This is a genomic window from Oscillibacter sp. PEA192, assembly GCF_003574015.1.
Taxonomy (GTDB): Bacteria; Bacillota; Clostridia; order Oscillospirales; family Oscillospiraceae; genus Oscillibacter; species Oscillibacter welbionis.
In genome coordinates this window covers 2,237,985-2,263,427 of the sequence record NZ_AP018532.1, presented here as the reverse complement: position 1 = coordinate 2,263,427, position 25,443 = coordinate 2,237,985, and the positions used below count along the sequence as shown (strand labels likewise).

Genomic DNA, 25,443 nt, shown 5'->3' with positions numbered 1-25,443 from the left:
TCAACGCTGGCCTTATTATTTAAACATTGGTGCCACTCAACACAGCTCTATGGTATGTATCAAGCACCACCTGTTTCCGATCCAGACGCACATCTACATACTGAGCGGTGACAGACTCAAGGTTATTGGAGATTCCGAGCTGGATACCGATGCCCTTCAAGCTGTGCCCCAGGATCATACCTACGGTATAAAAATCGCCTGTAAGCTGATGCATGTTGGTTGCTGCCGAATGTCTCAAGTCATGAAAACGCATATGAGGCATCCCAGTGTGCCTCAGAAGCTGACCAAAATTCGAGGATACCCGCTCCCGGCGCTCCGGTGCCCCGTTGGGCTTGGCGATAACCAAATCATTGTCATAGCAGGCTTGTCCCGCTCCGGTCAGCAAAGTTCTCTGTTCGGCCTGTAATGCCAGCTGGCGCTGAAAGTATGGCAGAGTAAGGTCTGTGATCGGCAGGACACGATCACTGGATTTTACAGGAGCCATTTCATCAATGGTCACTGTTCCCGCCGGTATTCCGAACGGCAGCTGCTCAACCACAGCAAACGTCTTGGATTCAAGATCAATATTTCTCCATCGAAGACCAAGAATTTCAGACAACCGAAGCCCATAAAGGCCTCCGAGAACCACGATCAGTTCCCACTTGGAACCAGCCACATTGGCAAATAGTGTGCTCATTTGCTCGGTCGTATAAGGGTCAGGAGTCTTGCCCTGCTTGCCGAACTTAGTGATAACGTCCCTTGCAGGGTTGTTTTCGATGTAATGGTACTTCCGTGCGTGTTCGAAAGCAACCCCTACAACGCGATGGGCATATTTCACTGAGCTATGGGAGAGACCTTTCTCGTACAACTGCCGGAACATATCATCCAGCATGGCAGGAGTTACCTGCCCAAGCGGAACGCTTCCGATATACGGAATCACGTGATTACGGATATGAGACCTGTAGCTGGCCTTTGTACTGGGACGGAGATTAGCATTTCCGTGCCGCTCGACCCATTCCTCCAAATATTCCTCCACAGTCATTTTCCGTTGGGCAGCTGTAGGTGCAACATAGGACGGATTTGAAAGCTTGTTTTTCATGGCTGCTTCGTACTGCAAGGCCTCTTTTTTTGTGGCAAAACCTTTCTTGGAATGTGTTTTCTGCTGTCCGTTGACTTTGTGCTTGATGTTCACGTCGTAAACTATACCGGGTTTCCCGGTTAATTCCCCGACACTGTTACGCTTATTTTGAACGGTTCTTTCTGTAATAGCCATTTTTGCCTCCTTATAGTTGGATCAGAGTCCCGGAAGGCGTGTGCCTTCCGGGACAGATTTGATTATGCGCTCTCCGCATTCATTTTCTGGATAGCGTCAAACCTCGCCTTAATAGCAGGCTTAGAAGGTGTCTTATGGGTTTCGTAATAGGCCCAGATGGCATTGACGCTGAGTAAGCGGTGGTTGCCGATCTGCAGGTATTCGATTTCCCCCTGTGCCATCAAGGTTCGCAGAGTTGCCTCGCCGATCCCGGAAACCTTTGCCATCATACTGGCCGGCATCAGCATCGGGAGCAGTTCAGGCGGGTCAGATTTCATTTTCTTGGCCATGGCTATTCTCCTTGGGTATTCAGGGGAAGCTTATTGGCAAAGTAAATCTTCCCGGGTTTGAGGAACTCCGGTATAGCCCGGTTCAGCGGGGCAATTTCCCACAGATGGTCGGTTGCTTCGGCTGTTGCCTCGGCAATGCTGCCGAATGCTTTGGTGTAATGTGCACCACGGAAGTACTTGTGCAGGCAATACCTTGCGTGCTCATAGGAATACTCAATCATAACAGCATTATCTCCGAAAACCGCATAAATTCTCATTTCACTTGCCCTCCATCCTTAAGTCGTATTCCTTTTATGTAATTTTTGGGATTTCCACCACCGGGCAATCTCACCCGACCATGTTCAATAGGATGTTTTTGAGAAACAAACCGAGTAAATAACCGGGAAAAAGCGTTATCGTTTATACTAAGATTATAAATGCTGCAAAAAAGTTCGCAGGCTTCGCAATTATGGACACCTCCATTGGGATCGGGAATAATCCAGTCTTGTACAAATGCTGCCATACATGATTCGAGGTCGCTACTGATTGATGTTGCCTCAGTAACCGCATTGATCTCGTAGTTGCCAGAAAAGATGTAATGCTTACTGCGGAGACAAAAATATGCCTGTAGTGCCCGATTAGCTATACGATCCGTTTCCTCCTTTAGGTTATCGATTAACGACGGCATGCGGGCCTCCTTTGCCACGGGGAAGGCAAAGGGAATTACAACGATACGGTCAATCAATGCCTCATCTCTCCTTTTGGTGCATAACATGTGATTTGTTGCTAAAACAAATGTTGCCTCGCACTCAAATTCCACCCGAGATTGGAATTTTACATCGGAGGATACTTTGTCGTGGCCACTGAGTTTTTTCAGAGCACTGACTGACTTATCATCGAGCACTCCGGCGGGAAGGTCAGGCGACAAACATATGACCTTGCGACTCAACTCGGACACAGCGAACTTGTCACCAAGTTCATGGACATTCAACGATGAAACGACTTCGTCGGGATAAAGACTGCGGAGAAAATTCGAAATTAAAGATTTGCCTGCGCCAGAGTAACCTTGAAGCAAGAAAATTACTCGCCCATCAAGATCCGGAACAAGACAGTAGCCAATGAATTCCAACACCCTGGCCTCTAACAACCTATCACCACCACTCATCTGATGGAGGAAGGTATCAAAATAGGGCGTAGACAGATTAGCGAAGCTCGGGTTATACTGACATTTAAGGCAGTATGTTGTAAAATATTGGGGTGAATGGGGATGTAGCTGGCCTGTTTTAAGGTCGAGGGTTCCATTCTCAAAAGTTACAAAGCGATAGCGTTCAGTACTGTTTTCTCCCACTTTGCATTCAATGCGAGGTTCGTTGCGAAGACAATCATATACCGATTTAGGAAAACTGGGGGTACCGGCGGCCTTGGCTTGTGAGCGACACTTATCAACAATAAAGCGTAACGCTGTATCTGTTGGATATGGCCGGTAACACTGACCATCAAATATGTGCAGTACATTACTTATTGACTTCATGTGGAAGCGTGTAAGTAAATACTGCGCAGTATCATACGGTGACATTTTGTCTTCTGAGGTAGAGGGAGCGCTCTCAGCGTCGGTAGCTTTTGATACTTTGACTTTCGGAAGCAATTCCTGCACTGTGGGCTGCTCATCCTTTGAAGGAACTTGTATCTGACGGTACACAGGTGTTGACGTGGGTATGGAAGTATTTCTGTACATCGCCGGTTCCGAAACAAGGCCCTTCATCTTGAGGATCTCTTTGTTGCTCATATCGATTGCATCCGGTTCATGAAAGTCCATAGGGATTAACAGATTTCTCGGATTCGGCGGATCGGGGATGCGTTCTCTGGTTTCGTCTATGTAAATAACTTTTGAGTGGTTATTTACGTCCCTAATTGGTCGTGTAGGTATCATGGGTTCGAATAGTTTTTGCTGTGAACCAATGTGCTCAAGGTACGGGTTGGAATGTTTCTTTTCCATGGCAAACTCTCCTTTGCTGATTTTGGTGTCATTTGACTATTTCATCCTGCCACGAAAACTGAAAGTCGAGAATTCGCAACATAAACAACCTTTTTTCAACAAGAGAAAGTTACAAAGGAGAGAAACCATGCCTCGCAAGAAAAAAGAAGTACTCAAGACCTGTGGAAAAATTGAGACCCAATTTCCTGCTCATGTAACGCAAACCGAGATAGCTATCAGCAAACTCAAGGACGCGGAGCTGATTGACCCCAAAACAGTCTCGTATTATGCAACAAAATTGCGTGAATGTCGGGAAAGAATTGGATTGACTGAAACATCTGTAGGAAATCTACTTAACTTGTCCCATGTTTCAATTGTTGGTTATGAGAATGCCCTCAGGCCAAGGGCATCTATTGACAGAACATATCTTAAGCTGTTTGCTTTAATCTATGATGTATCTCCGCTGTACCTTGTTGGGAAAACAGATAACCCATTGGACTATACGGGGGAGTTTCCAGTAGAAAAGTTTTTGCCGACAATTACAGAGCCTATAATGTTTGCACTCAGTTGCGCTAATAGCACACCAAGACCGCCAGCGCTGATTTATGCGGATGAAGCGGTAATGGCCCTTTATAAAGATGGTGTATTGGCTTCCAAAGAGGATCGTGAGTTGATGCAGGTTTTCTTACGAATCTGTGATGCCAAAGACAAGCGGCATGAAGTGATTAAAAATGCATTATTTGGCATTCCTTTGATACAAAGACTTTTTCAAAAGATTGGGGATGAAGCCTTCGCAAAGGAGCGCCGTACCGATATCAAGAGCAACAGATGCGAAAGAATAACAGAAAAGGATCCATATCATATACTTGAAACAATCTTTACGCTCGAGAAACTTGGGTACAAAGACCTTGATTTGTTGAAATGTTTCCTTGCGATTACAAGAGGTACACCAGAGGAAAAGCTTTTTGTGTTGCGATTTTTAAGAGATGGTGGGTTTATTGACGAAAGCAGTTCGTTTGTACAAAATAACAGGGCTACAAAGTTACAATCGTTGTCAGACCTTGCTTTCACGCATACGGAACAGGATTGATAAATTATTGTGCCGATGTGTCAGTGTCAAAAGCAGCTTGAATCATCGACTGTGAATCCGCCGTAATTATGCTTTTTGACCCGTAAAATTTAGAGTAGTTCTGACACAAGCACATTGACACAGTAAAGTTTGGTGAGCAGGTATTGTTTGGGCCAGAAGGGAAAGAGGCTTGGGGGAGGGGAAGGCCGAGCCGCCCGCAGGGCGTTGAGGCCCCATTCCCCTCCCCCAAACCAAAAGTTGACATATAGAAAAGGGGTTAGGGCCAGCGCCCTAACCCCTCAAATCATTTGTCCCGTTTCTTGAGCATGGACACATACACTGCAATAGCGGCACTGGCACCTTTCAGGAACAGAGTTATGGCATCCATGATGATAGCGGGAATCATTTTGCGGTGCAGACTTCGGTGAAGCAGAAAGCGATCATGGTGATAACAAATCCAACCAAGAACCAAATCACTGCGGGTTCCTCCTTTCAAACGTCTAATTTCAAATGGCTTTCAATGGCATCCTCCAACTCCTTCTGCTGGATGCCGATGTAGCGCTGTGTCACGGCAGCGCTGCTGTGCTGCAGGAGCTGCTGGACCAACGCAATATTGTAGTTGCTGTTTTTGTAAATCTCCGTTGCGTAATACTTTCGGAAGCTATGTGTGCTGATACCGGAGAAACCCAAATAGTCGCAGACGGTTTTCAGATGCTTCTGTACCGACCGTTCCGTGACCGGGAATATGAGATCATTGCTCCCAATGCCATTATCCAGACAGTAGCATCGGATAAACTGATACAGCGCCAGAGGAACGGTAAACACACGGGCCTTTCCGGTTTTCTGCTCTATGATGGCAAGACGATAGCGGTTGCCGTCCTTGACAATATCGCACAGGCGAAGCTGAACAATGTCCGAGATGCGCAAACCCAAGTTTGCTTCCAGCATGAGTGCCGTTGCCGCCCGTGGGTTCGGACGGCATCCGGTGAAGCCCTGCTTCATGGTTGAGATGATTTCCTTGTATTGCTCCGTGGTCAGAGCCACGGTTCGCTTGTTCATTTTGCACCTCCAATCCAGTCTGAAATACGAATTATCGTCCTGGGAAATACGAACTTTTAAGGCCAATCCGCTGAAAGCCTTGAAAACACTGGATTTTGGTAGTCGTATTTCTACAATTTAACGAACAATCACAAATTTCTCAGCACAAAGATGGCATCGCCGCCGATACGCAGAAAAGTTTCCGGGAAGCGGAACCGCTCCTTGTATCGCTCGATCTGCTCCTTGGATAGAGATGTGAAATTCCGATGCCCGGGTGGGGCGGCGCAGACAAAGAAGCTGCCGAAGATGATATCCCCTATTTCGTGAATAGAGCGGCACATGGGCAGATTCATCAGTTTGCCATCATCGTTGCAAATCAGAGCCACAGGTTCGTCAAAGGGATAGATGGCCTGAATCGTCCCACCAACAGCTTCCTGCATGGAATCCAGAGTGCCGGAGATGTTCTTTTCCTTCGGTGCCTTGCCGGGTTCGACCATGAGAATTTTCATGTCATACCTCCATCGTGTAAAAGCATTCTTCGATTTCTTCCGGGGTAAACCCATCGTTCAGCAGATCATCAATATCGTCGGGAGCATATCCGAAGGCTCTGGCTACCGATTTCAGTTCGGACACATAGCTGTCATAAGCGGTATCGTTGTCCCAGAGGGAAAAGCGGTAGGGCCAGCCAAAGTAACTGCGGCTGCGGAAAAGATGGGAGGTATCGAAAATGCTCCGGGTAATACGGCCAAAGCGGTCAATACGGACGATCTCCCCGGAGTCGATATTGACCTCCTGCGGTTTACCCAGCTTGAGCCGGATGCCCTGTAAGGCCCGTTTCAGGATGTCCTCGGTGGATGCGTAGAGGTACAGCCCTAACTTGGGCCAGTGGTACAGGCAGAGGGGATTGTTTCCCTTCACGATATACAGGTTGTCCGTATTGTCCGTTACCGTGAATGTAAAGGTTCCTTCCACGGCTTCGGCCATCTGTTTCAGGCTTGCAAAGGACAGTTCTCCGGATCGCTCGATCAGCTGGACAGCTACATAGCTGTCGGTTTCGATTTTTGTGGAAGGAAGTTTCCTCTGCCTCCGAAGTTCATGGTCATTGTGGAGAATGCCGTTGTGGGCCAGAGCGAAAGGAACCCCACCTGCACGGCCACTGAACGGATGATTATTGTGGTTGTGTTTCTCACAGCCTTGCGTGGTCATTCTTGTGTGGCCCATGACATAATTGGTGTCCTTTGGAATACGCAATCGAAGGTGGTGAGCAGGAAGTGGACGCTTATAGATCTGCAATCCGTTATCGGTGTTATAGGCGATTCCGGTGGCATCGGTGCCACGGGCCTCACAGACGGTAGAAAGCACCGCCAGAATGTGGTTTTTCTGAGCAGCAGTCAGAGAGTGGCCGTAATCTAAAAGTCCGAATAAGCAGCACATATCAGACCTCCTCAGACACAGCAACAGGTTCATTGAGGTACAGGCGGCGTTCCTTGAGATACTGGATCAGCTCCGGCTCAGTAACACCGGACACAAACTCACTCCACGACATGGCTCTGAGTTCATCATCGGACATACAAATCGCCACGTCGCAGATTCGGTTGACCATCTGCAGCGTGGCGATCAGCGTATTGTATTTCAGAGTGCCCCGGAAGATCCGGAACTCAATGGTATCCTCATTGGTCAGATTGACGCAGGTATAGCGGTTACACCGGCCTTTCTTGACATGCTCCATCATTTCGGTGGGATGATCCTTGTAGCCGTACCGGGCGGCCCAGCGCTCCAACTGGCGCTGAGTACGGCGGCTGAATTTCAGAAGCTCATTCCAGTGACGCTCCACAAAGAACAACACACGTGCAATGGCGCTGTCCTGCTCCACCGCAAATGCACCGAAGGCCTCCCGGCTCACATGGACATGCAGACCACAGGTGTTGGCCTGATGGGAGCGGTAGCCCTGTCGCACGGCCTCCGCCATGACCTCTACCCAGGGCATCTTTGTCAGCTGATATTCAAGCGACATAGGATGGGTCACGAGTTCAAGCCCTTCATCCAGACTGCCATCATGCTTGATATAGATATTCTCAGTATCCCGGTTGGCTACGTTCAACAGTTTCTTAGCTTTGGACTCATACTCGCCGCCCTCGTCGATCTCAAGCTCCACGCCGAAAAAGCGGGGGCCATTGCCGTAGAAGTTGGGTGCAGGGCGGTAGCTGTACTCGTGGATGATCCGACTGTCCAGCATATCATGGCAGGACTCACAGTACGGCTCATCATCGTCCCCGAAATAGAAAGCGTTGTTTTCGTGAAGCAGACGGCCGCAGCGGGAGCAGTGAACATAGTTTCTTTCATAACAGCTGCCGCAGAGGATCAAATCGCCGCTGCCCTCATTGTTGTCGTTCCAAATGCGCCTTCCGCAGTCTTCGCACACCGAAGTCTCCGTTTCGAGACAGGCGGGACAAAGGAACTCGCCATCGAACTCCGTCAGCTCTGTTCGGGGAAATTCATGCCCACAATGGGAACATACTTCCTTGGTTTTCATAGTCAATTACCTCCATAAACAAAATTTGCCCGAGGCTGTTTCGCCTCGGGCTTTATACATGGAGATAATATATCATTCAATTATTCATCTATCCGTTTCGCTCTGCTTTGCTTTTAAAAAATCAATAAATTTGTCTACGCACATTCGGTTTTCCTGTGTTAAAGTCTCCCACCGGGCCAAATACTCTTTTTGCGGAAAAGTCATTAGGGCTACTGATTCGTCCTCGGCAAAAAATTGCGATAGAGAAATATTAAAGCCTTTACATATCTTTTCGAGAGTAGGAATAGACGGAATAGTCCCTTTGTTCAACATAGCGCTCAAGGTGGAGTAGGTAATATCGCTTTCTTTGGCCAATCGATAATACGTCCAAGAATACGCATTGCACAGATCCTTTATTCGCTTTGTTACATCAAATTTAAGCACGAGGCACATCCTCCCTCACGAGGGGTTTTTATTATTGTACCCTGCACATCGCAAAATCGTTAGATTACAAATATCGTCATAAATCATTGAATTTATGACGATATTACGCTATACTTATCTGACAAGAAACTTGCAAAGGGGATCGCATTATGTTTTGCTATAATTGCGGAAAAGAGTTAAACGATGACTTCAATCTTTGCCCTTATTGTGGCGCAGATATAACACGATATTCTGACGAAACTGCCGATAAAGCCAAAGAATATATAGTAGAACCAGATGTAAAGTTTGAATTACTTGGTCGAGAACTTTTCTTTTCTCCTCGTTTTTTGGAGTACAATACACTGAGAAAGCGTTTTTTTGAAAAGGCCGAAAGTCTTGAAGAGGAATATATCAAGTTTTACAAGAGCCGAAAGCACACATTTGTGGGCCTTTTCGATGAAGAAATCCCCGAGGTTGTTCAAAAGGTCACCTCTGCCGTTCGTTTCGGTGTTGACGTTCTTATGGAATACGGCATTGATGACATTGATGACACCATGTTGGCAAACATGGTGGTCCAGAGTGGCAACATCAAAGAGTCTCTGGGATACATATATGCAAAAGCTGGGGAAATTCAGCGCTATGCAGAAAATTTGGGAGACTATAGAGATATAAAAAAAGCAAGCAGAGGTCATTGGGAAGGTGGCGGGTTTGGTGTCACCGGAGCGGTCAAAGGTGCAATTGTTGCAGGAGCATTCAACATTGGTGCAGGGGCATTTCATGGTATCGGGGATACCCTTACGAAAGCAAGCGACAAAGCAAAGATAAGTGGTATGAAACAGGAGCTTGCTATTGATCCAAGAGTGGCAACGTGCCTCTTTGATACCGTTTACGATTTCAGCACAAAAGTGTTTTATTGTGTAGAAAAACTGCTGATTGAAAATGATCTCATTGATGAATATGATTTCGATGAAGCTGCCGCAAATGCAAGGGCTAAAAACTATATTGCAAGAATTGCATCACAGGCATCCGCTGAAAATGTTGAAAAAGCTATAGATATCTTATGCGATTGCATACAACAGGCGCCATATTCCACCATTCTTTACGTTCACCTCTATAATCTTTTTACCGGGAGGAAATCGGATATTCATTCTGCGGCCAAGTTCTTTGGTAACGAGAGAAATTATAAATTATCCCTTCTGAGCGCAGACAAAAAGATTGTTGACTCAATAAAGACCGAACCAGAGAAAACAGTTGAGGAAATCCGGAAAAAGATAGAAAGTTATGAAACGCTCGCAAGGGATAATCCGTACTTGAATGTAGCCACCTATGTCAAAGCTTTGGAAAAGAAAGCAATAGAGATAGAAAAAGAAGCTGAAAGAACGAGCAAGGCACAAGCACTGGAAAAGCAGATCAAGGGAAAGCAGAAAGAACTTGCCGAGATGATAATCGCAGGAAAGGAAAATCTGCTGTGGGATATGGCTGAATGTGATGATTTGGAGGCCATGATTACCTTAAAACTCTACTACTATAAGCTATCTAATCCAGCTTGTGGAGAACAGTATGCCGTTCGTGAAAAGATGACTTCATTGATACAGCGTGCAAACAGTGGCAATAAATTTGCGGAATACTTAGTTGCCTTTCTTATGCACACAGTTTTAGATTATACCCCTTGGAGATGGCAATCCGTAGGACACAAAGAAGATAAGAGTAAATACTTCCGTGAAGCCAAAATATTTGCCGATGCCGGTAATATTTTAGCGATTGGAGATATTGGTAGATGGATGTGTGCAATTAACGACTCCGAACAGGGTATCGAAATGATAAAGATGGCCGCCGAAAAATTGGAGCCCTTTGCGGCGCTCAAATTAGGTAATTACTATAGAGAAGGGAGCAAAGCACTAAATATTCCACAGAACCCCAGTATGTCACATTACTTTTCAACCATTGCTTTTGCATACGGATTATCTGAGAACGCAAAAACTGTAGCTGGTCCATTGGCAACGGCTGCCGAAAAGGCTACTGCGGAAAATATTCAAATGAAGGTTCAATCCGAGGCTGAAGAAACATCTGATGAAAAAAAGTCTTCGACGTCTATAGGAACAGTAGGCCCAGCCTCAATTGAGGCCCAGTCTGCTGTTGGAATGGATAAAAAGCCATTAGAAATTTCAGATGTTTCCCCATGTCCCAAAGCAGGCGAAAAAACGCAAACCACTAATGTAGCGGAAGAAGCCAAGGCGGAACCAGTTCAGTCCAAGGAAGCTGAACAACAATCTAAAACAAACGCCTCTTTTGTTGGTAATACTGCAAACAAAAAAACTCCGTCAAATTCCGCTATCAAAAAAACTCAGAGTAAAACAATGGCTCCAAAGAGCAAGGCGGTGGCCGGACTGCTAACCCTTTTTCTGGGACTTGTAGGCGCACAATGGTTTTATCTCAATAAACCTGTAAGAGCAATAGTTTATTTGGCTATTACACTTTTGGGTATATTCGTCGTTCCAGGTGCAGTATCTTTTTGGCAGTTATTTTTGTTCGGCGAGTCTATATTCTTCTTTGTCGCAAAAGCAGCCAAAGTCGAAAAATATTCTAAACGTGCCATTAAACACAAAAAACAAGTGAGCAAAGAATAATCAAACAAGTGAGAGTGACGAGAACACAAAAAGTCTCGTCACTCTCACTTGCTATTTCATTCTGTGGAAGATGGCTTAATGAGTGTGGAAAGAGGGATGTTTAGACTGTTGCTCCCTACAGAAATCTTGCAATAAAGTTCCAAATCACCTCTACCATAGTATGGGGTTTTAGCATCTGGGAGATATGTAATTTTGATACCTCTATCCATACAAGGATTGCCCCACCGGGATTTTCCCCAATAGGTAGTCTTACAGATATCTCCGACGTTCCATTCACAGTTATGATCTAAAAGCCAGTGGTCATAGCAAAAGTTGCGGATATTTCCGCTCGAATCTGCCAGTTCAAATGTTTCCCAATATATCTCGTCAAATTGGGGCGAAATATGAAACACCCTCTTTTTTGCGTGGGGAGTCATAACTGAATAGCTGTCCCGCAGGGAAACCGGGAGTGAATCTGCTGGTATGATGCCGTCTGCTTCTTTCTGGTGCATGATGATGGTATAGAACTCTTTTCCAACAGGTAATTCGGACTGCTTACAGGCCAACAGCGCAGAGCGGAAAAGAGAATGTTCCTTGCCATTGACCTCAAAGGAGCGGGAGCACCCCCAAAAAAGATTCCAGCACTTGCAATACACGCCAGCGCTGCCGATATTCACAAATGTAGATACTGGAATGGCCCCCAAAGGAAATGCGTAGTTCCCATCGTCATAGACAGTGCCGTCAGAGAGCACTTCCACGGAATAGCAATCGTAGGCCATATGAACATCCATCAGCCCGGTATATTCTTTGGACGGATCACCAAAGGCGGGTTCTGGGACAAAAGGCGTGTTGATCTGCTTGGTGTACTGCTCGCTAAATTTGCTTAGGCAAAGCTCGGTTTCCTGATAGACAGGATAATTGCCGTAAAGAAGTCCGTAGTCATAGAGGTGTTCATTGGAGAAAATATCGCTTTCATACAAATCAAAATATTCCGTGTAAACCTCGCTCAGATCTACAGCAATTATGATGATACGGACAGGAGCATACCGACATAGAAAGTCCTTGGAGTCCTTTACAAGCAGTCCAGCAGGCAAACAGGCGCAATCAAATATCTTGGGTGCATTCGGGTTGGTAATACTGATGGGAATTCCGGCTCCCCATATCTTTTTGCATCGTTCAATGGACAGCCGCTTGCAATAAGCTAAAGCCTTGTCTATGCTGGAAAAAGTGTGGTCATTAACTTGGTAGGAGCACCCTTCCGGAATAACGACCTTATCCAAATACTTGATTTGGTCATTCGACAGGTTCAGGCGATCTCGATGGTGCTTTTTCCTTTCTTTGGCTTTTGTTCGGGCTTCATGTATGTAATAGCCAATGTGGGAGAATTTCTTGAGGGATAATAATATATTCATAGGCTGTTCCTTTCAGTGTATTAAGGAAAAACAGCGGCGGAGTCGTGCCACAATCACGAACATCCGCCGCCTAACCGGACCTGTTGACAACATAGGCAGGAGAATAAGCCGATGGTTGCGCAACGGATCAGACTGATTAGAGAATAGCACACGGCATGGACAATAAATGTCCTTATCTTTCGCTCCACAGATTTTTTGAGATTTTTGTGCGTAATAAAGGAACATCATGGTAAATCAATCTGAAAAAGGAGAGAAAAACCATGATGAGTCCTGAAATTGAACGTGAAATGATTCGCCGCCACCGTAACGGCACGATTCGCTTCGATCACGAAGGTGAGTTTTGGCGGGACGATGAAAAGCGAACTGTAAAAATGATGTTTGAAGAAGGCTACGGCATTTCTGAAATCGCCTTTGCTGTTGGCAGATCAGAGCCGGCAGTCATGCAGCAAATTGAGAAAATGGATCTCTACCAAAGGACGCTGAACCCCAAGCGCCACAAGTCGCCGCCCAAGGCTCCTACTTGTTTATGTGACTCCTGCTCGCTTGATTTGAGCGCTTGTCCCCGCTGTGAAGCCCATCTTTCGGTGCAGGAGGTGGAATGAATGTTAGAGGAATATCCTGATATTCTGACAGTAGAAGAAGCCTGTGAAGCCCTGAGAATGGGCTACAATGCTATGTACGATCTCCTAAACAGCGGTAAGCTCAAGGGGTTTCGGAATGGCCGTGTATGGCGTATTCCAAAGCTGGCTATCAAGGAATACATATTGGAAAGCGCCAGAATCAAAGTAAAAGAGGAACGTGTCCGGTGACACGTTCCTTGCTGTTTCTTTAAGAATATGCTATAATTTGAAAAAACCTGTAGAAAGGTTGGCATCCTTATATGAAACTCAAAGAAATTCATCTGAAAAAGTTTAAACGTTTCACAGATTTGACTATAACAGCTATTCCCTCAAGTGCTCGATTGGTTGTACTTGTTGGACCGAATGGATGTGGTAAGAGTTCCGTTTTTGATGCATTTAAGGTTTGGCAATTGTGGAAAGGATATACCGGCCTCCCCACAGACCAAAGCTACTGCAATAAAACTCCAGTAGGGCAAGATGGTTATGAAAATTCAAACAAATTAGTTGATTTATCATTTTATGATTATGATGGTGAGGATACCAATAAAAACCATTCGATTTTCTATTTTCGAACCGCGTATCGGAATGACCCTTCTCTAGCTATCAAAGGTATATCGGCGGTGGAAGCGCCTACAGCAATTGCAAATAAAAACATGATGATAGAGAACGATCAGGAGGTTGCGAAAAACTACCATCGTTTGATTTCTAAGACGCTTGAATGTGTATATGATACATCATACAACGAGAAATCGGTAGCCACACTACGTGATGAATTAATCGGAAAAATTCGAGAATCTCTAACTCGCCTTTTTGGTGACTTAACTCTTTCTGGTGTGGGAAATCCCACAGAAAATGGCGACTTCCTTTTTGACAAAGGGGTTTCCAAAAATTACTCCTATAAAAATCTCTCTGGAGGAGAAAAAGCGGCGTTTGATTTGATATTAGACTTGGTCATTAAGCAAAAATACTATCCAGACACCATTTTCTGTATCGACGAGCCAGAGGCCCATATGCATACAGCATTACAGGAAAAACTCTTAGGTGAACTTTACACTCTGATCGGAGCAAATGGTCAGTTATGGATTGCTACGCATTCACTTGGTATGCTAAATAAAGCCAAAGAACTTGAAGCCGAATGTCCGGGAAGTGTTGCATTCTTAAATTTTGATGGATTTGATTTTGATGATGTAGTTCAGATTATGCCTTCTCCCGTTTCACATAATTTGTGGAATAGAATTCTATCTTTGACTTTAGAAAATTACTCTACCTTACTTGCCCCGGAAACAGTAGTGTTCTGCGAAGGGACTACTAGGGGCAGGAAACGGAAAGACTTTGATGCAAAGTGCTATGCAAATATTTTCAGCACAACTCACCCGAGCACTGTGTTCTACTCATTAGGAGGCTGCAACGACATCGAGGAAGACAAACTAAAGGTAATTGGGCTAACACAAGCTATTGTCCCGAACACCAATGTCATTCGAATTATTGATCGAGATGATCGAAGTGAAAATGAAGTAGAAGAACTTTCTGAAAAGGGAATTAAGGTGCTGGATAGGCGTCACCTTGAATCCTATTTACTGGACGATGAAATAATCAAAAAATGGTGCGCTACAGTTGGGAAAGCAGAGTTGGAAAATAGTGCCCTTACAATAAAGCAACAGGCGATAAATGCTAGCATTAGTCGAGGAAATGCCACGGATGATATTAAATCTGCTAGCAACGATATAGTAACCAACATCAAAAAGTTGCTTGGACTTACAGCGTGTGGAAATAATGGTGAAGCAATTATTCGTGACACAATTACACCATTAATAACACCGGATACCCAAGTATATCAACAACTAGAACGGCTGATTTTTGGTTGATGCTTATGGTGCCCAAATGGTGCCCTCACTCGTTTTGATGCTACATGAATATTCCTCTGCATCAGAGAAAAAGGTGCGACTTTTGAGCAAAACAACACATTTTAATTGACCTAGAACGGCTCGATGTGGCGGTATGGGATTCTGTTTATCCTTCGAAATCAGTTTGCGAGCAATCGCACGAGGGTTCGAATCCCTCCCGCTGCGCCAAAATGAATGACCCTGCCTGATTTGGGCGAATGCTTGGCGTTATTTTGGGTCAGGCAGGGTTATTTTAAGTATGAACCCCTTGCATTGCAAGGGGTTCATACTTTCTTGTATTAAGCACCTATGCTACCGGCAAAGTACAAAACATTGAAATGATAGAGGTCAAATTCCTGTTATGCCACTGAAATATGGTCCAAAAAAGAATTTTCTAAGGCAGAAGATATGATTTGTGAACTTGGCCTGAAATAAGTGTGATTTGCGGCACAAGGATTCCCTATACCTGCGGTTAATTTGAATGTCTGCATCCTTCTTCCCTGTTCTTCGTATGCCAATCCTCAGCCATAGGAGATCTGATGGATTTTTCAGAAGAGGTTGAGAACATCTGCGGGTTCTGATATAATGGAAGAAACAGATGTTCGACAGGGAGGACGCCACGATGACCGATTTGCTCTCCGGCCTCAACGCTGCCCAGCGCCAGGCTGTGACCGAAACCGAAGGATTTGTCCGTGTCATTGCCGGAGCCGGCTCCGGCAAGACAAGGGCGCTCTCCCATCGTTTTGCCTTTCTGGTGAACGAGCTGGGCATCCTGCCGGGAAATATCCTCTGCGTCACCTTCACCAACAAATCCGCAAATGAGATGCGCCAGCGCATCCACATCCTCACCGGCGACAATGACACGGGCTATATCAACACCTTCCACGGTTTCTGCGTCTCCGTGCTCCAGGAGGACAGCTACGCCGTCCAGTATCCCAAAAGCTTTCTGGTGCTGGACAACGCGGACATCGACGCTATGCTCCAAATCATCTACGAGGAGCGGGGATTGACGCTGCGGGATATGACCTTCTCCGCAGCCCGGGACATGGTCGAGATGCAGAAGCTGTTCAAGCGTCCGGACTACTATCTGGATATGATCGCCATGCCTCTGGACACGCTGAAGGAGAAGTATGACCAGGCGGACACCCCGGCAGACATCATTTTCTACGGCTATCTGTATCAGGAGAAGAAGTGTTTCGGACTGGATTATAACGACCTGATCAAGTTCTCCCTGTATATTTTCCAGCAGCATCCTGACATTCGGCTCAAGTGGCAGCAGCGGCTGGAGTACATCATGATCGACGAGTTCCAGGATATCGACCAGCTTCAGTACGAGCTGATGGAGGTTCTGTGTGGTTACCACAAGAACCTCTTCATCGTGGGAGACCCGGACCAGACCATCTACACCTGGCGGGGCGCCGACGTGAAGTACCTGCTGGACTTTGACAAGAAGTTTCCGGGGACAAAAACGATTCTAATGATGGAGAACTACCGCTCTGCGCCGGAGATTCTCTCTGCCGCGAATTCCCTGATCGACAAGAACCGGACTCGTATCAAAAAGGAATTGCAGCCCACGCTGCCCTCCGGCAGTCCGGTCATCTGCCACTTCGCGCAGACCCAGGAGGCGGAGGCCGAATGGATAGCGGGGGAGATGAAGGAGCTTCACGAGGCGGGCACGCCATACCGGGACATGACGGTGCTCTACCGGGCCCACTATGTGACCCGGGCGGTGGAGGAAGTCCTGCTGGGAGAGAAGATCCCCTATACGATTTACAGCGGCGTCCAGTTCTTTGACCGTATGGAAATCAAGGACGCCCTCTCGTACTTGCGGATGATTGCCTACAAGGACGACCTTTCCTTCCGGCGGATCGTCAACGTCCCCAAGCGGAATCTTGGGAAGCGGCGGATGGCATTTTTGCAGGAGTACGCAGAGAGGCAGGGCCGCTCCCTGTATCAGGCGCTGCAGGACAATCTGGAGGACCCACTTTTCAAAGGAACAGGCGCCGGAAGGTTTGTCGGCCTGATAGAGTCCTTTGCCGCCGGATATGGGGGGAGACCGGTGTCCGAGGTGCTTTCGGCCCTCCTCAATGAGAGCGGCTACGAGAAGATGCTCCGCACCGAGGGCAGCCAGGAACGGCTGGACAATCTGGCGGAGCTGAAGCAGTCGGTATATGAGTACGAGACCACCTGCGGGGAGGAGGTCACCCTGGAGCACTATCTGGCCCATGTGGCTCTGTTCACCAATGCCGACACGGCGGAGCAGGGAGACAAGGTGAGGCTGATGACCGTTCACGCCGCCAAGGGCCTGGAATTTCCCTATGTGTTCCTCTGCGGCATGAATGAGGGGATCTTCCCCTCCCGGAAGGTGCGGACGCAGCAGGCCATGGAGGAGGAGCGGCGGCTGGCGTTTGTGGCGCTGACACGGGCGGAGAAGGGACTGTACATCTCCGAGGCAGACGGACGGAACTTCGACGGCACCCCCCGGTATCCCTCCCGCTTTCTTCTGGACATCGACCGCAATCTCCTGGCCTTCACCCGGCCGCCGGAGGAGGGCTTGATCCGGGCGGCCCGGGACTATATCGGCCACAGCCAGACCTATCTGCCGGAGACCGACGGGAACATGGCATTCTCCGTGGGGCAGCGGGTGAAGCATATTCTGTTCGGCTCCGGTACGGTGCTGGATGTGGACATGGACAAGGGTGCTCATGTGGTACAGTTCGATGAGATGGAGACGCCCCGAAAGATATCCTTCCGGGCGAAGCTGGAACGGATTTGACAAATCCTGGGAGGGATGGACGGGGGCTCCTGCTGCAATGCCGATCATTGGGGGGCCCGGGTGGAAGGAGCCCTGCCTCCAAAGCAAACCAGGCTCTCCGGAAAGGGAAACAGCTCCCGCTTTTCAAAGGAATGGCTTGAAAAGCGGGAGCTGTTCTTTTCGCTTCAGCACGGCGGAGTCTGATTTTCCATACTGTCCAAATCGCAGCCGCCCCCCTCTTCCTGGGATCACGAGGCCTTTTCAAACTGGCTGTTGTACAGGTCAGCGTAGAAGCCGCCTTTGGCCAGGAGTTCCTTGTGCGTGCCTTGCTCGATGATATCGCCGTCCTTCAGCACCAGAATCAGGTCGGCGTTTTTGATGGTGGACAGCCGGTGGGCGATGACAAAGCTGGTGCGGTGCTCCGTCAGCCGGTCCATGGCCTGCTGGGTGATGAGCTCTGTGCGGGTATCCACCGAGGAGGTGGCCTCGTCCAGAATCAGCATGGGATTGCCCTGAATCATGGCCCGGGCGATGGTGAGCAGCTGCTTCTGCCCGGAGGAAATGGCAATGCTGTCATCCAGCACGGTATCAAAGCCGTGGGGCAGGGTTTCGATGAAGTGATAGATGCCGCAGGCCCGGCAGGCCTCCTCCAGCTGCTGGTCCGTGACCCCGGTCTTGTTGTAGACCAGATTTTCCCGGACAGTCCCCTCAAACAGCCAGGTGTCCTGGAGTACCATGCTGAACAGGTCGTGGACGCCCTCCCGGGTCATTTCAGAGGTGGGCACGCCGTCGATTTTGATGTTTCCGCTGTTGATCTCAAAGAAGCGCATCAGCAGATTGACCATCGTGGTCTTGCCCGCTCCGGTGGGACCCACAATAGCCACCTTCTGCCCCGGCTGAATATGGGCAGAGAAGTCCTTGATGATGATCTTATCCGGATGATTCGGATAGCTGAATCGGACGTGTTCAAATTCGACTTCGCCCTGCACAGGAGAGAGTTCGGGGCGCTTGCCGGTCTCATCGGGCAGCTCTTTCTCGTGGAGAAAGTCGAAGACGTGGTCGCCGGCGGCTGCCGCCGTCTGCATCTGGGTCATGCCCTGGGCCAGGGTGCTCAGGGGAGAGGTGAACAGCCGCACATAGAGGATGAACGCAACAATGACGCCGAAGGAGATCTCTCCGCTCATGGCCAGGGCGGAACCCAGGACGCAGACCGCCACATAGCCCAGGTTGCCGATGATAGTCATCAGGGGCTGCATGATGCCGGAGAGGAACTGGCTGCGCCACTCTGCGTCGTACAGAACGGCATTCATCCCGCCGAAGGTCTCTTTTACCTGCTCGTTGGCCCGGGAGAGGCGCACCACGTCGTGGCCGGAGTACATCTCCTCAATATAGCCGTTCAGGGTGCTCAGGTTCTCCTGCCGGGCGGTGAAGTACTTCTGGGACCGGAGCATCACCGCAGCCATGATGAGGAAGCCCAGTGCCGTGACGGCAATGGCTGCCAGCGCCATACGCCACTCAGTGACAAACATCATCACCAGACAGCCGAGGAATTGGGCCACTGCGCTGATCATGGAGGGCAGGCTGTTGGCCAGGGCCTGCTGCAGAGTACTTACGTCGTTGGTGATGCGGCTGAGGATGTCACCATAAGACACCTTGCTGAAGTAGCTCATGGGCACCCGGTTGATTTTTCGGGACAGGTCCTGCCGCATATCCCGGGACAGCTCCAGGGTGACCGTAGCCATGATGAAGTGCTCCACATAGGTAAAGACGGCACTGAAGCCGTAGATCACCAGCAGGATTACGCCGGTGCGGCCGATGGCGGCCAGATCGATCTCCCCGTCCAGGGCGTCGGAGATGAGGTCCGTGATCCGACTGAGCAGGCTGGGGCCGATGATGGTCAGCACTGCGCCGGCCACGGCGAAGCAAAAGGCCGCAACAGAGGGCACTTTCAATTTGTTGGAATAGGTGAACAGTTCTCTGAGCACACCGCCGATGCCGCGCCTGCTCTTTCCCGGCGCGCACATTCTGTTCTGCATCATCTTTGGCATCTTGGTTTCCTCCTTAAGCCCCCAGCTCTTCCTGGGAGAGCTGGGACCGGGCGATCTCCTGGTAGATCGGGCAGGTTTGCATCAGTTCCTCGTGGGTACCCATCCCCACCATCCTCCCCTCGTCCAGAACGATGATCTTGTCCGCGTTCCGGATGGTGCCGATCCGTTGAGCCACGATCAGTCGAGTGGTATCCTTCAGCTCCCGGTCCAGGCCGGCACGGAGCCTGGTATCCGTCCGGTAGTCCAGGGCGGAGAAGGAGTCGTCGAACACCAGGATCTCCGGGCGCCTCGCCAGGGCCCGGGCGATGGAGAGCCGCTGCTTCTGGCCGCCGGATACGTTGGTGCCTCCCTCGGCGATGGGGGCATGGATGCCTCCGGGCATCCTGTCCACAAACTCGCTGGCCTGGGCCAGCTCCAGAGCCTTTTGAACGTCCGCATCGGAATCCTTGCCCCGGCTGGCGCCGAACAGCACGTTGCCGCGGACGTCTCCGGAGAACAGGATGGCCTTCTGAGTTACATAGCCGATGCGGTCATACAGGGCGTCGAAGGTGTAGTCCCGAACGTCCACCCCGTCCACCAGCACAGTGCCCTCCGTGGCATCATAGAACCGGGCGGCCAGGCTGACCAGAGTGGTCTTGCCGCTGCCGGTGGCGCCGATAAAGGCCACGGTCTCCCCCCGCTTGGCCTGGAAGGTGATGTGCTCCAGGACATTCTTGTCCGAGGAGGGATAGTGGAAGGAGACGTCCCGGAACTCCACAGTACCGGTTTCCAGGGCATCGATGCGGGCGCCCTGAGTCAGGCTGTTCCGGGTCTCCAACACCTCATTGATCCGCTGGGCGGACACCTGGGCCGCCGGGAGCATCATGATAATCATGACCATCATCATAATAGACATGATGACGTAGGTGGCGTAGGTGCCGAACACCACGATGTCGCTGAAGGCGGCCAGCCGTGCGGCGGTGTCCGCGGCAGGGACGGCGTTCACGATGGAGGCACCCACCCAGTAGATCACCAGAGACAATGCGTTCATGGCCAGGGTGACGCCGGGCATCAGGAAGGCAAAGGCCCGCTGGTTGAACAACTGCGTGCGCATCAGTTCCTCGTTGCCCTTCCAGAACTTGGCGTTCTGGTAGTCCTCAGCGTTGTAGGCGTGGACAACATTGATACCGTTCAAGTTCTCCCGGGCCACCAGGTTGATATGGTCGGTGAGCTTTTGCACCCGGCGGAACCGGGGCACCACCACGCCGATGATGACCGCCATCATCACCAGCAGGGCGGCCACAAATCCGGCGGTGATAGCGGAGAGGGTCCAACTCTTGCCCACGATTTTGATGATGGCCCACACTGCCATGACGGGGGACTTGATTAGGATCTGCAGGCCCATGGCCGTCAGCATCTGCACCTGGGTGATGTCGTTGGTGGTGCGGTTGATGAGGCTGGGGACGGAGAAGGTCATCATCTCCTGCTGGCCGAAGTCTGCGATCTTATGAAACACCGCTTCCCGGATGGAAAAGCTGAACCCGGCAGCCACCTTGGCGGTCAGATAGCCGCAGATGACGCACAGCACCGCGCTGGCCAGGGTGCAGCCCAGCATTTCCAGGCCGGTATGCAGGATGTCCGACAGGGTGCTCCCCGGCGTTTTAATCAGAACGGTCAGGCTGCTCATGTAGTCGGGCAGCGCCAGATCGAAATAAATCTGCCCCAGGATGAGCACTGCGCACACGGCGGCCATGGCCCACTCCTGCCGCCGTAGGTTACGAAGTAATTTCAGCATATAAATCCTCCTTGTGGTATCATCAATTGCTGTTTTGCCGCCAGAACCAGCCGGAGAAGCAGGCGCGCAGGATCGAGGCCGCATCCTGAAAGATCAGCAGGCTCCCGCTGAGGATGCTGAGGTGCGGACGGCCCGGAGAGGGGCGCAGACCGGGAAAAATCCGCCCGCTGCCAATAGAAGAACCAAGGCGGTGCACCGGCCCCGGCCTGGTCCCTCCGGCCGCTTCAGATTAAAGGAGCTGACAAGTTTGCTGAAGCCCGGGTACAGCAGCCGCATTCCAAAGAGATAGGGGAGTCCCGCGGCAGAGATCACGTTATCCACCGAACCGGAGATCATGCCGGATCTGCGTGGCGAAGAATCCCAAATAGGACCATATTCAGCAGTTCGCCTGCGGTTTCCAGCATGGCATGGAAATCCTGCGCGGGATGTCCGCCCTGATAACTCACAATCATATTCTGGAAAAGAGACTCGATGGTTTCCAAATAGCGGGTCACCATTTCAGGCTTCAAATCCGGCCGCAGCGGCATTTTGTCTATGAGCCCCTCGATAAATTCCTGATTCAAGCGCCGCATCGGTGCGCGCAGGGCCTGAATTTGCGCGGCCAGATGTTTGGGCGGACGGAGCATGGCGCTTTCAAAAACGAGCTTTTGCTGGGGATGAAGCTGGAAAAAGCACTCCCGGATCATGAAGAAATCTTTGACTGCGGCTGCCGTATCCTCCCCTGACAGATGGGCCATATCCCGTTCCACATGGGCCCTGAGCTCCTGGAAAGTGCGTTCGACGCACAGTAAAAACAACTCGTCCTTATTGGAGTAGTAGTGGTACATCATGCCCTTGGAGATCCCGTGGTTCCCACAGATCCGCTCCATGTTGACCTTGTCGTAGCCGTAGGTCCCGAACTCCTCCAGGGCGGCCTGATAAATCTCTTTTCTGCTGCGTTCCTGGCGCTCTTTCTGCGTCATGCTGCATATCCTCCTTCTGCCTGATCCAAAACCCCCGGCCCGGCCAAAACCCGGAACCAGGGAGACACCCGGGCGGGCAGCGGGAAAACGTCCGGACGGACAGGCCATTTTGACGTCCGACCAATTCCGCGCCGGTATGGGACCGGACACACGCCGTCAGGTTTGCAACCCGCGGCGGCTACTGCCTGAGGATTTTACAGACGATCTCGTCTATACTTTTGGAAGTATACTACTCCCGGATGGCCTCATCTATGTTTGCCTCGTGAACGGTTCATGAATTTTTTGAAAACGAGCCGGAGAGGCTGAGGCCGGGAGCAGCTGTCTGCCGCGGGCACGGCTCCCGGGCCCTTGACCGGCAGGGAGGCGCTCTGCTCCCGCGCACAAAGAAGCCGTGAGTCTGCGGAGGACCGCTCACAGCAGCGGTGCCAGCAGCCGCAGAAGCCCTTGAAACAGGCGGAACAGCGGTCAGCGACGGCAGATTGCGGCGGCTGCCTCCTGGCAGATGCCTTTTATTCCCCTTGCAGGACTCTGATTGAAAAAACATACGGGAAATTACCCAATTGAGCCCACGGCATTGGATATAACGAGAATGAAGTCAGCCGCTATTTAAAACCCCCAGGGACCGCTGCGCAGCAGTTCCTGGGGGTTTTAAATCTTTGCGGCAAGATGCGTGCAAAAGGCGTTCCTGCACACGCTGTCGGCAATGTTTGGAGCCATCGCACCAACAGGGACACACGCCGATGCGGACAAACTACCCTGTGGGAGACGGCACGCCGTTTATCCGGAATAGCGCTTGTGCAGGCGGTCAGTCAGATAGCGAATGAAGTGCTTCTCTCTGGGGCGGAGCGTAAATGTCCGGGAATGCAGCAGGGCCACGGCCATGGGAGCGCCGTCCGCGATGGGACAGCAGACGCAGTTCATCCGCCGGGCATCCTCCTCCGGAATGCTGATGCCGATGGCGATGTAATTGCCTTTGCGGACCGCGTCGAAGATCGTGCCGCGGTCGCAGATGTACAGCAGGTCTGTGTGGCTCTGGAGTCCCAGCACGTCCAGCGTATCGTCCGGATCGATGTGCGCGTCGGCGATGAAGGGATACCCTGTGAGATCCTTGAGCGAGACACGGGAAGAGTTGGCCAGTGGATGGGACTTGGACATCAGCGCGGTGACGGGAATAGAGCGCTGGAGGACCGTCATCTCCAGATTGTACTGGTCCGCCAGATCCATGTACTTGGGGATGACCTGCTCGAACAGCACCAGGATGCCCAGCCTGCAGTTCTGGGCCACGACGTTTTTCAGATTTTCCCGGAGGCCGGCCTCCAGAAATTTGTCGTGGGTCCTGTTCAGGTTGGGGAAGCAGTTTTTGTAATCAAAGAAACACTGGAGCACAAAGGCGGAGCGGGCGCAAATGATGGAGAGGCTGTCGCTCTCGGACATGGATTGCGGGATCTTCTGGATATTATTGCGCTCGGTGACGATCTTCTCAGCGTGGCTCATGAAAATCAGTCCCTCCGGCGTAGCGGTGATGCCGTTGGCCGTCCTGTGAAACAGGGGATAGCCGATCTCCTGTTCCACGTTCTTGATGATGGTGCTGAGATGGGACTGGGAAATATAGCAGTTTCGGGCGGCTTTGTTGACGGAGCCGCACTTGTACGCCTCCAGGATATAGACGAGGTGTTCTGTGTTCATGTCGCGCTCTCTTTCTCAAAACGGCGGAGGGACCTAATCCCAAATAGCGAAGGCTTAACAAAATCCCCTATAATCCGACAGCCAGGGGAGCATGTTATAATCGTAACAGGCAAAACAAAGGCGCCCGGTCAGAGGGGCGTTCAGATTTTATCAATCATTATAGCGCCAATTTTCAAAGAATACAAGATCCGCACCCGGCGGTGGAATGCGGATCAAAATGAGGGAAAGGAAGAGAGGCATGGCAGAGAAGAAGCGCGAAAAGTCCGTTGACGTGCTGGACCGGCTGTTCTGGACGGTGCAGCCACCTATGGGGCTGGTAAAGGGAGACTATTACCGGGCTGAGAATTGGTTTGCCCCGCATTTCCCGGGGGACAAGGGGTATCACGGCATTCTGGAAGTGGTCCGGCGGGACGGAACCCTGCAGATGGTGGAGTTTAACGAGATTAACAACCCCACCTATTACATCAGACGGTACCAGGGCGTTTCCAAGCGGCTGTCCGACTACGGCTTTCTGCAGGCCACCAAGGAGCGGACCGCCAAGTCCGGCGTGGTGCTGGTAAACGGCCTGACCCATCTGGAAGAGCAGATGGTGGCGGAGAACCGCCTCACAGGCGAGTTTGACCTGCTCACCGGCGCCTCCAACAGCATCAAGCGGTCTATGCTCCCACTGGCAGAGGAGATCGCGGGGCGGCTGGACAAGCCCTCCGGCCAGGTGTATTACGGCCTGTCCCAGGCGGTGGAGCCCGGCGTCACCGGGCGCTTGCAGATCGTGCTGGAGGCGGGAAAGATCATCTCCTGCGCCTACGACGAGATCTTTGCCGACCGGCAGGAGGAGATTGAGGACCCGGAGCTCAAGCCCTATTACCGGCAGTCCAAATATCACTGCCCGGACTACATCTCCACCATCGGGGCCGGGTTCAACAGCATCTTCGACCTGCTCAGCGCCCGGGTGCTGGAGACCCAGAGCCTCACCGACCTGACCGGGCTCCCCTTCACGGAGGAGCCCAAGCGAGCGAAGGAATGGGACAACTATCTGGAGCTGGCGAGGCGGATGGAGGATGCTCTGGCGGCCGACGGCCTGCGCTGAGCACACAATCAGGAATGTGACCGCCGGGGGCGG

Annotated in this window: 21 protein-coding genes and 1 tRNA gene; 8 read left to right on the top strand and 14 right to left on the bottom strand. The window is 50.5% G+C overall.

Annotation, left to right across the window (positions count from 1 at the left end; genetic code table 11):
- Positions 1-19: 19 nt before the first annotated feature.
- From DN611_RS11190 to DN611_RS11175, 4 genes are all read right to left on the bottom strand, one after another.
- Entirely contained in the window at positions 20-1,252 is a 1,233-nt protein-coding gene (locus DN611_RS11190) for a site-specific integrase (protein ID WP_119311369.1), read from the bottom strand.
- A 62-nt stretch (positions 1,253-1,314) separates the two neighbouring features.
- Positions 1,315-1,581: a DNA-binding protein gene (locus DN611_RS11185; RefSeq protein WP_181446420.1), complete on the bottom strand. Its 267-nt coding sequence runs from the start codon at positions 1,579-1,581 to the stop codon at positions 1,315-1,317.
- A 2-nt stretch (positions 1,582-1,583) separates the two neighbouring features.
- A complete protein-coding gene (locus DN611_RS11180; RefSeq protein WP_119311368.1) occupies positions 1,584-1,838 on the bottom strand; it encodes a hypothetical protein in 255 nt (84 codons plus the stop codon).
- Positions 1,835-3,556: a DNA primase family protein gene (locus DN611_RS11175; RefSeq protein WP_119311367.1), complete on the bottom strand. Its 1,722-nt coding sequence runs from the start codon at positions 3,554-3,556 to the stop codon at positions 1,835-1,837. Before DN611_RS11175 ends, DN611_RS11180 begins: the two co-directional genes overlap by 4 nt.
- Before the next feature lie 127 nt (positions 3,557-3,683).
- On the opposite strand from DN611_RS11175, the gene DN611_RS11170 reads away from it, so the two are divergent.
- The gene (locus tag DN611_RS11170; protein WP_119311366.1) at positions 3,684-4,625 is read left to right on the top strand and encodes a helix-turn-helix domain-containing protein; all 942 of its coding nucleotides are present in this window, start codon (positions 3,684-3,686) and stop codon (positions 4,623-4,625) included.
- A 471-nt stretch (positions 4,626-5,096) separates the two neighbouring features.
- Here DN611_RS11170 and DN611_RS11165 read toward each other — a convergent pair whose 3' ends face one another.
- From DN611_RS11165 to DN611_RS11145, 5 genes are all read right to left on the bottom strand, one after another.
- Positions 5,097-5,663 (bottom strand): tyrosine-type recombinase/integrase, encoded by a 567-nt coding sequence (locus DN611_RS11165; protein ID WP_119311365.1) that lies wholly within the window; start codon positions 5,661-5,663, stop codon positions 5,097-5,099.
- 128 nt (positions 5,664-5,791) lie between these two features.
- Positions 5,792-6,151 carry a DUF3846 domain-containing protein gene (locus DN611_RS11160; RefSeq protein WP_119311364.1) on the bottom strand — a complete coding sequence of 120 codons (360 nt, stop codon included), beginning with the start codon at positions 6,149-6,151 and terminating at the stop codon, positions 5,792-5,794.
- Position 6,152: 1 nt separating this feature from the next.
- Complete coding sequence (locus DN611_RS11155; protein WP_119311363.1) at positions 6,153-7,076, bottom strand: class II glutamine amidotransferase; 924 nt, start codon at positions 7,074-7,076, stop codon at positions 6,153-6,155.
- Position 7,077: 1 nt separating this feature from the next.
- Positions 7,078-8,175, bottom strand: coding sequence for an amidoligase family protein (locus DN611_RS11150; protein ID WP_119311362.1), 1,098 nt, complete (start codon positions 8,173-8,175; stop codon positions 7,078-7,080).
- Positions 8,176-8,259: 84 nt separating this feature from the next.
- Positions 8,260-8,598 carry a helix-turn-helix domain-containing protein gene (locus tag DN611_RS11145; protein ID WP_158629688.1) on the bottom strand — a complete coding sequence of 113 codons (339 nt, stop codon included), beginning with the start codon at positions 8,596-8,598 and terminating at the stop codon, positions 8,260-8,262.
- A gap of 149 nt (positions 8,599-8,747) precedes the next feature.
- On the opposite strand from DN611_RS11145, the gene DN611_RS11140 reads away from it, so the two are divergent.
- On the top strand, positions 8,748-11,204 hold the full coding sequence (locus DN611_RS11140) for a zinc-ribbon domain and TM2 domain-containing protein (RefSeq protein ID WP_119311360.1): 2,457 nt from the start codon (positions 8,748-8,750) through the stop codon (positions 11,202-11,204).
- 56 nt (positions 11,205-11,260) lie between these two features.
- Here the strand turns inward: DN611_RS11140 and DN611_RS11135 are convergent, their stop codons facing one another.
- On the bottom strand, positions 11,261-12,595 hold the full coding sequence (locus DN611_RS11135) for a hypothetical protein (protein ID WP_119311359.1): 1,335 nt from the start codon (positions 12,593-12,595) through the stop codon (positions 11,261-11,263).
- A gap of 260 nt (positions 12,596-12,855) precedes the next feature.
- Between DN611_RS11135 and DN611_RS11130 the strand changes: the two genes are divergently transcribed.
- The 5 genes from DN611_RS11130 to DN611_RS11115 all read left to right on the top strand — a co-directional run bounded on the left by DN611_RS11130 (position 12,856) and on the right by DN611_RS11115 (position 17,874).
- Entirely contained in the window at positions 12,856-13,197 is a 342-nt protein-coding gene (locus tag DN611_RS11130) for a hypothetical protein (protein ID WP_119311358.1), read from the top strand.
- Positions 13,198-13,404: a helix-turn-helix domain-containing protein gene (locus DN611_RS11125; RefSeq protein WP_119311357.1), complete on the top strand. Its 207-nt coding sequence runs from the start codon at positions 13,198-13,200 to the stop codon at positions 13,402-13,404. It begins immediately after the preceding gene.
- A gap of 71 nt (positions 13,405-13,475) precedes the next feature.
- The gene (locus DN611_RS11120; RefSeq protein ID WP_119311356.1) at positions 13,476-15,080 is read left to right on the top strand and encodes an AAA family ATPase; all 1,605 of its coding nucleotides are present in this window, start codon (positions 13,476-13,478) and stop codon (positions 15,078-15,080) included.
- 125 nt (positions 15,081-15,205) lie between these two features.
- Positions 15,206-15,287: transfer RNA gene (locus DN611_RS16715), tRNA-OTHER, on the top strand.
- 433 nt (positions 15,288-15,720) lie between these two features.
- Entirely contained in the window at positions 15,721-17,874 is a 2,154-nt protein-coding gene (locus DN611_RS11115) for an ATP-dependent helicase (protein ID WP_119311932.1), read from the top strand.
- Positions 17,875-18,101: 227 nt separating this feature from the next.
- On the opposite strand, the gene DN611_RS11110 is transcribed toward DN611_RS11115, so the two are convergent.
- The 4 genes from DN611_RS11110 to DN611_RS11090 form a co-directional block, all read right to left on the bottom strand.
- The gene (locus tag DN611_RS11110; protein ID WP_302495566.1) at positions 18,102-19,901 is read right to left on the bottom strand and encodes an ABC transporter ATP-binding protein; all 1,800 of its coding nucleotides are present in this window, start codon (positions 19,899-19,901) and stop codon (positions 18,102-18,104) included.
- Positions 19,902-19,914: 13 nt separating this feature from the next.
- The gene (locus tag DN611_RS11105) at positions 19,915-21,675 is read right to left on the bottom strand and encodes an ABC transporter ATP-binding protein (protein WP_119311355.1); all 1,761 of its coding nucleotides are present in this window, start codon (positions 21,673-21,675) and stop codon (positions 19,915-19,917) included.
- A 332-nt stretch (positions 21,676-22,007) separates the two neighbouring features.
- Positions 22,008-22,637, bottom strand: coding sequence for a TetR/AcrR family transcriptional regulator (locus tag DN611_RS11095; RefSeq protein ID WP_021751507.1), 630 nt, complete (start codon positions 22,635-22,637; stop codon positions 22,008-22,010).
- A gap of 777 nt (positions 22,638-23,414) precedes the next feature.
- Positions 23,415-24,323 carry a LysR family transcriptional regulator gene (locus tag DN611_RS11090; protein WP_025544191.1) on the bottom strand — a complete coding sequence of 303 codons (909 nt, stop codon included), beginning with the start codon at positions 24,321-24,323 and terminating at the stop codon, positions 23,415-23,417.
- Between the two features lie 238 nt (positions 24,324-24,561).
- On the opposite strand from DN611_RS11090, the gene DN611_RS11085 reads away from it, so the two are divergent.
- Positions 24,562-25,410, top strand: a complete 849-nt coding sequence (locus tag DN611_RS11085) for a hypothetical protein (RefSeq protein ID WP_051320032.1) — start codon at positions 24,562-24,564, stop codon at positions 25,408-25,410.
- The last annotated feature ends 33 nt before the right edge of the window (positions 25,411-25,443 follow it).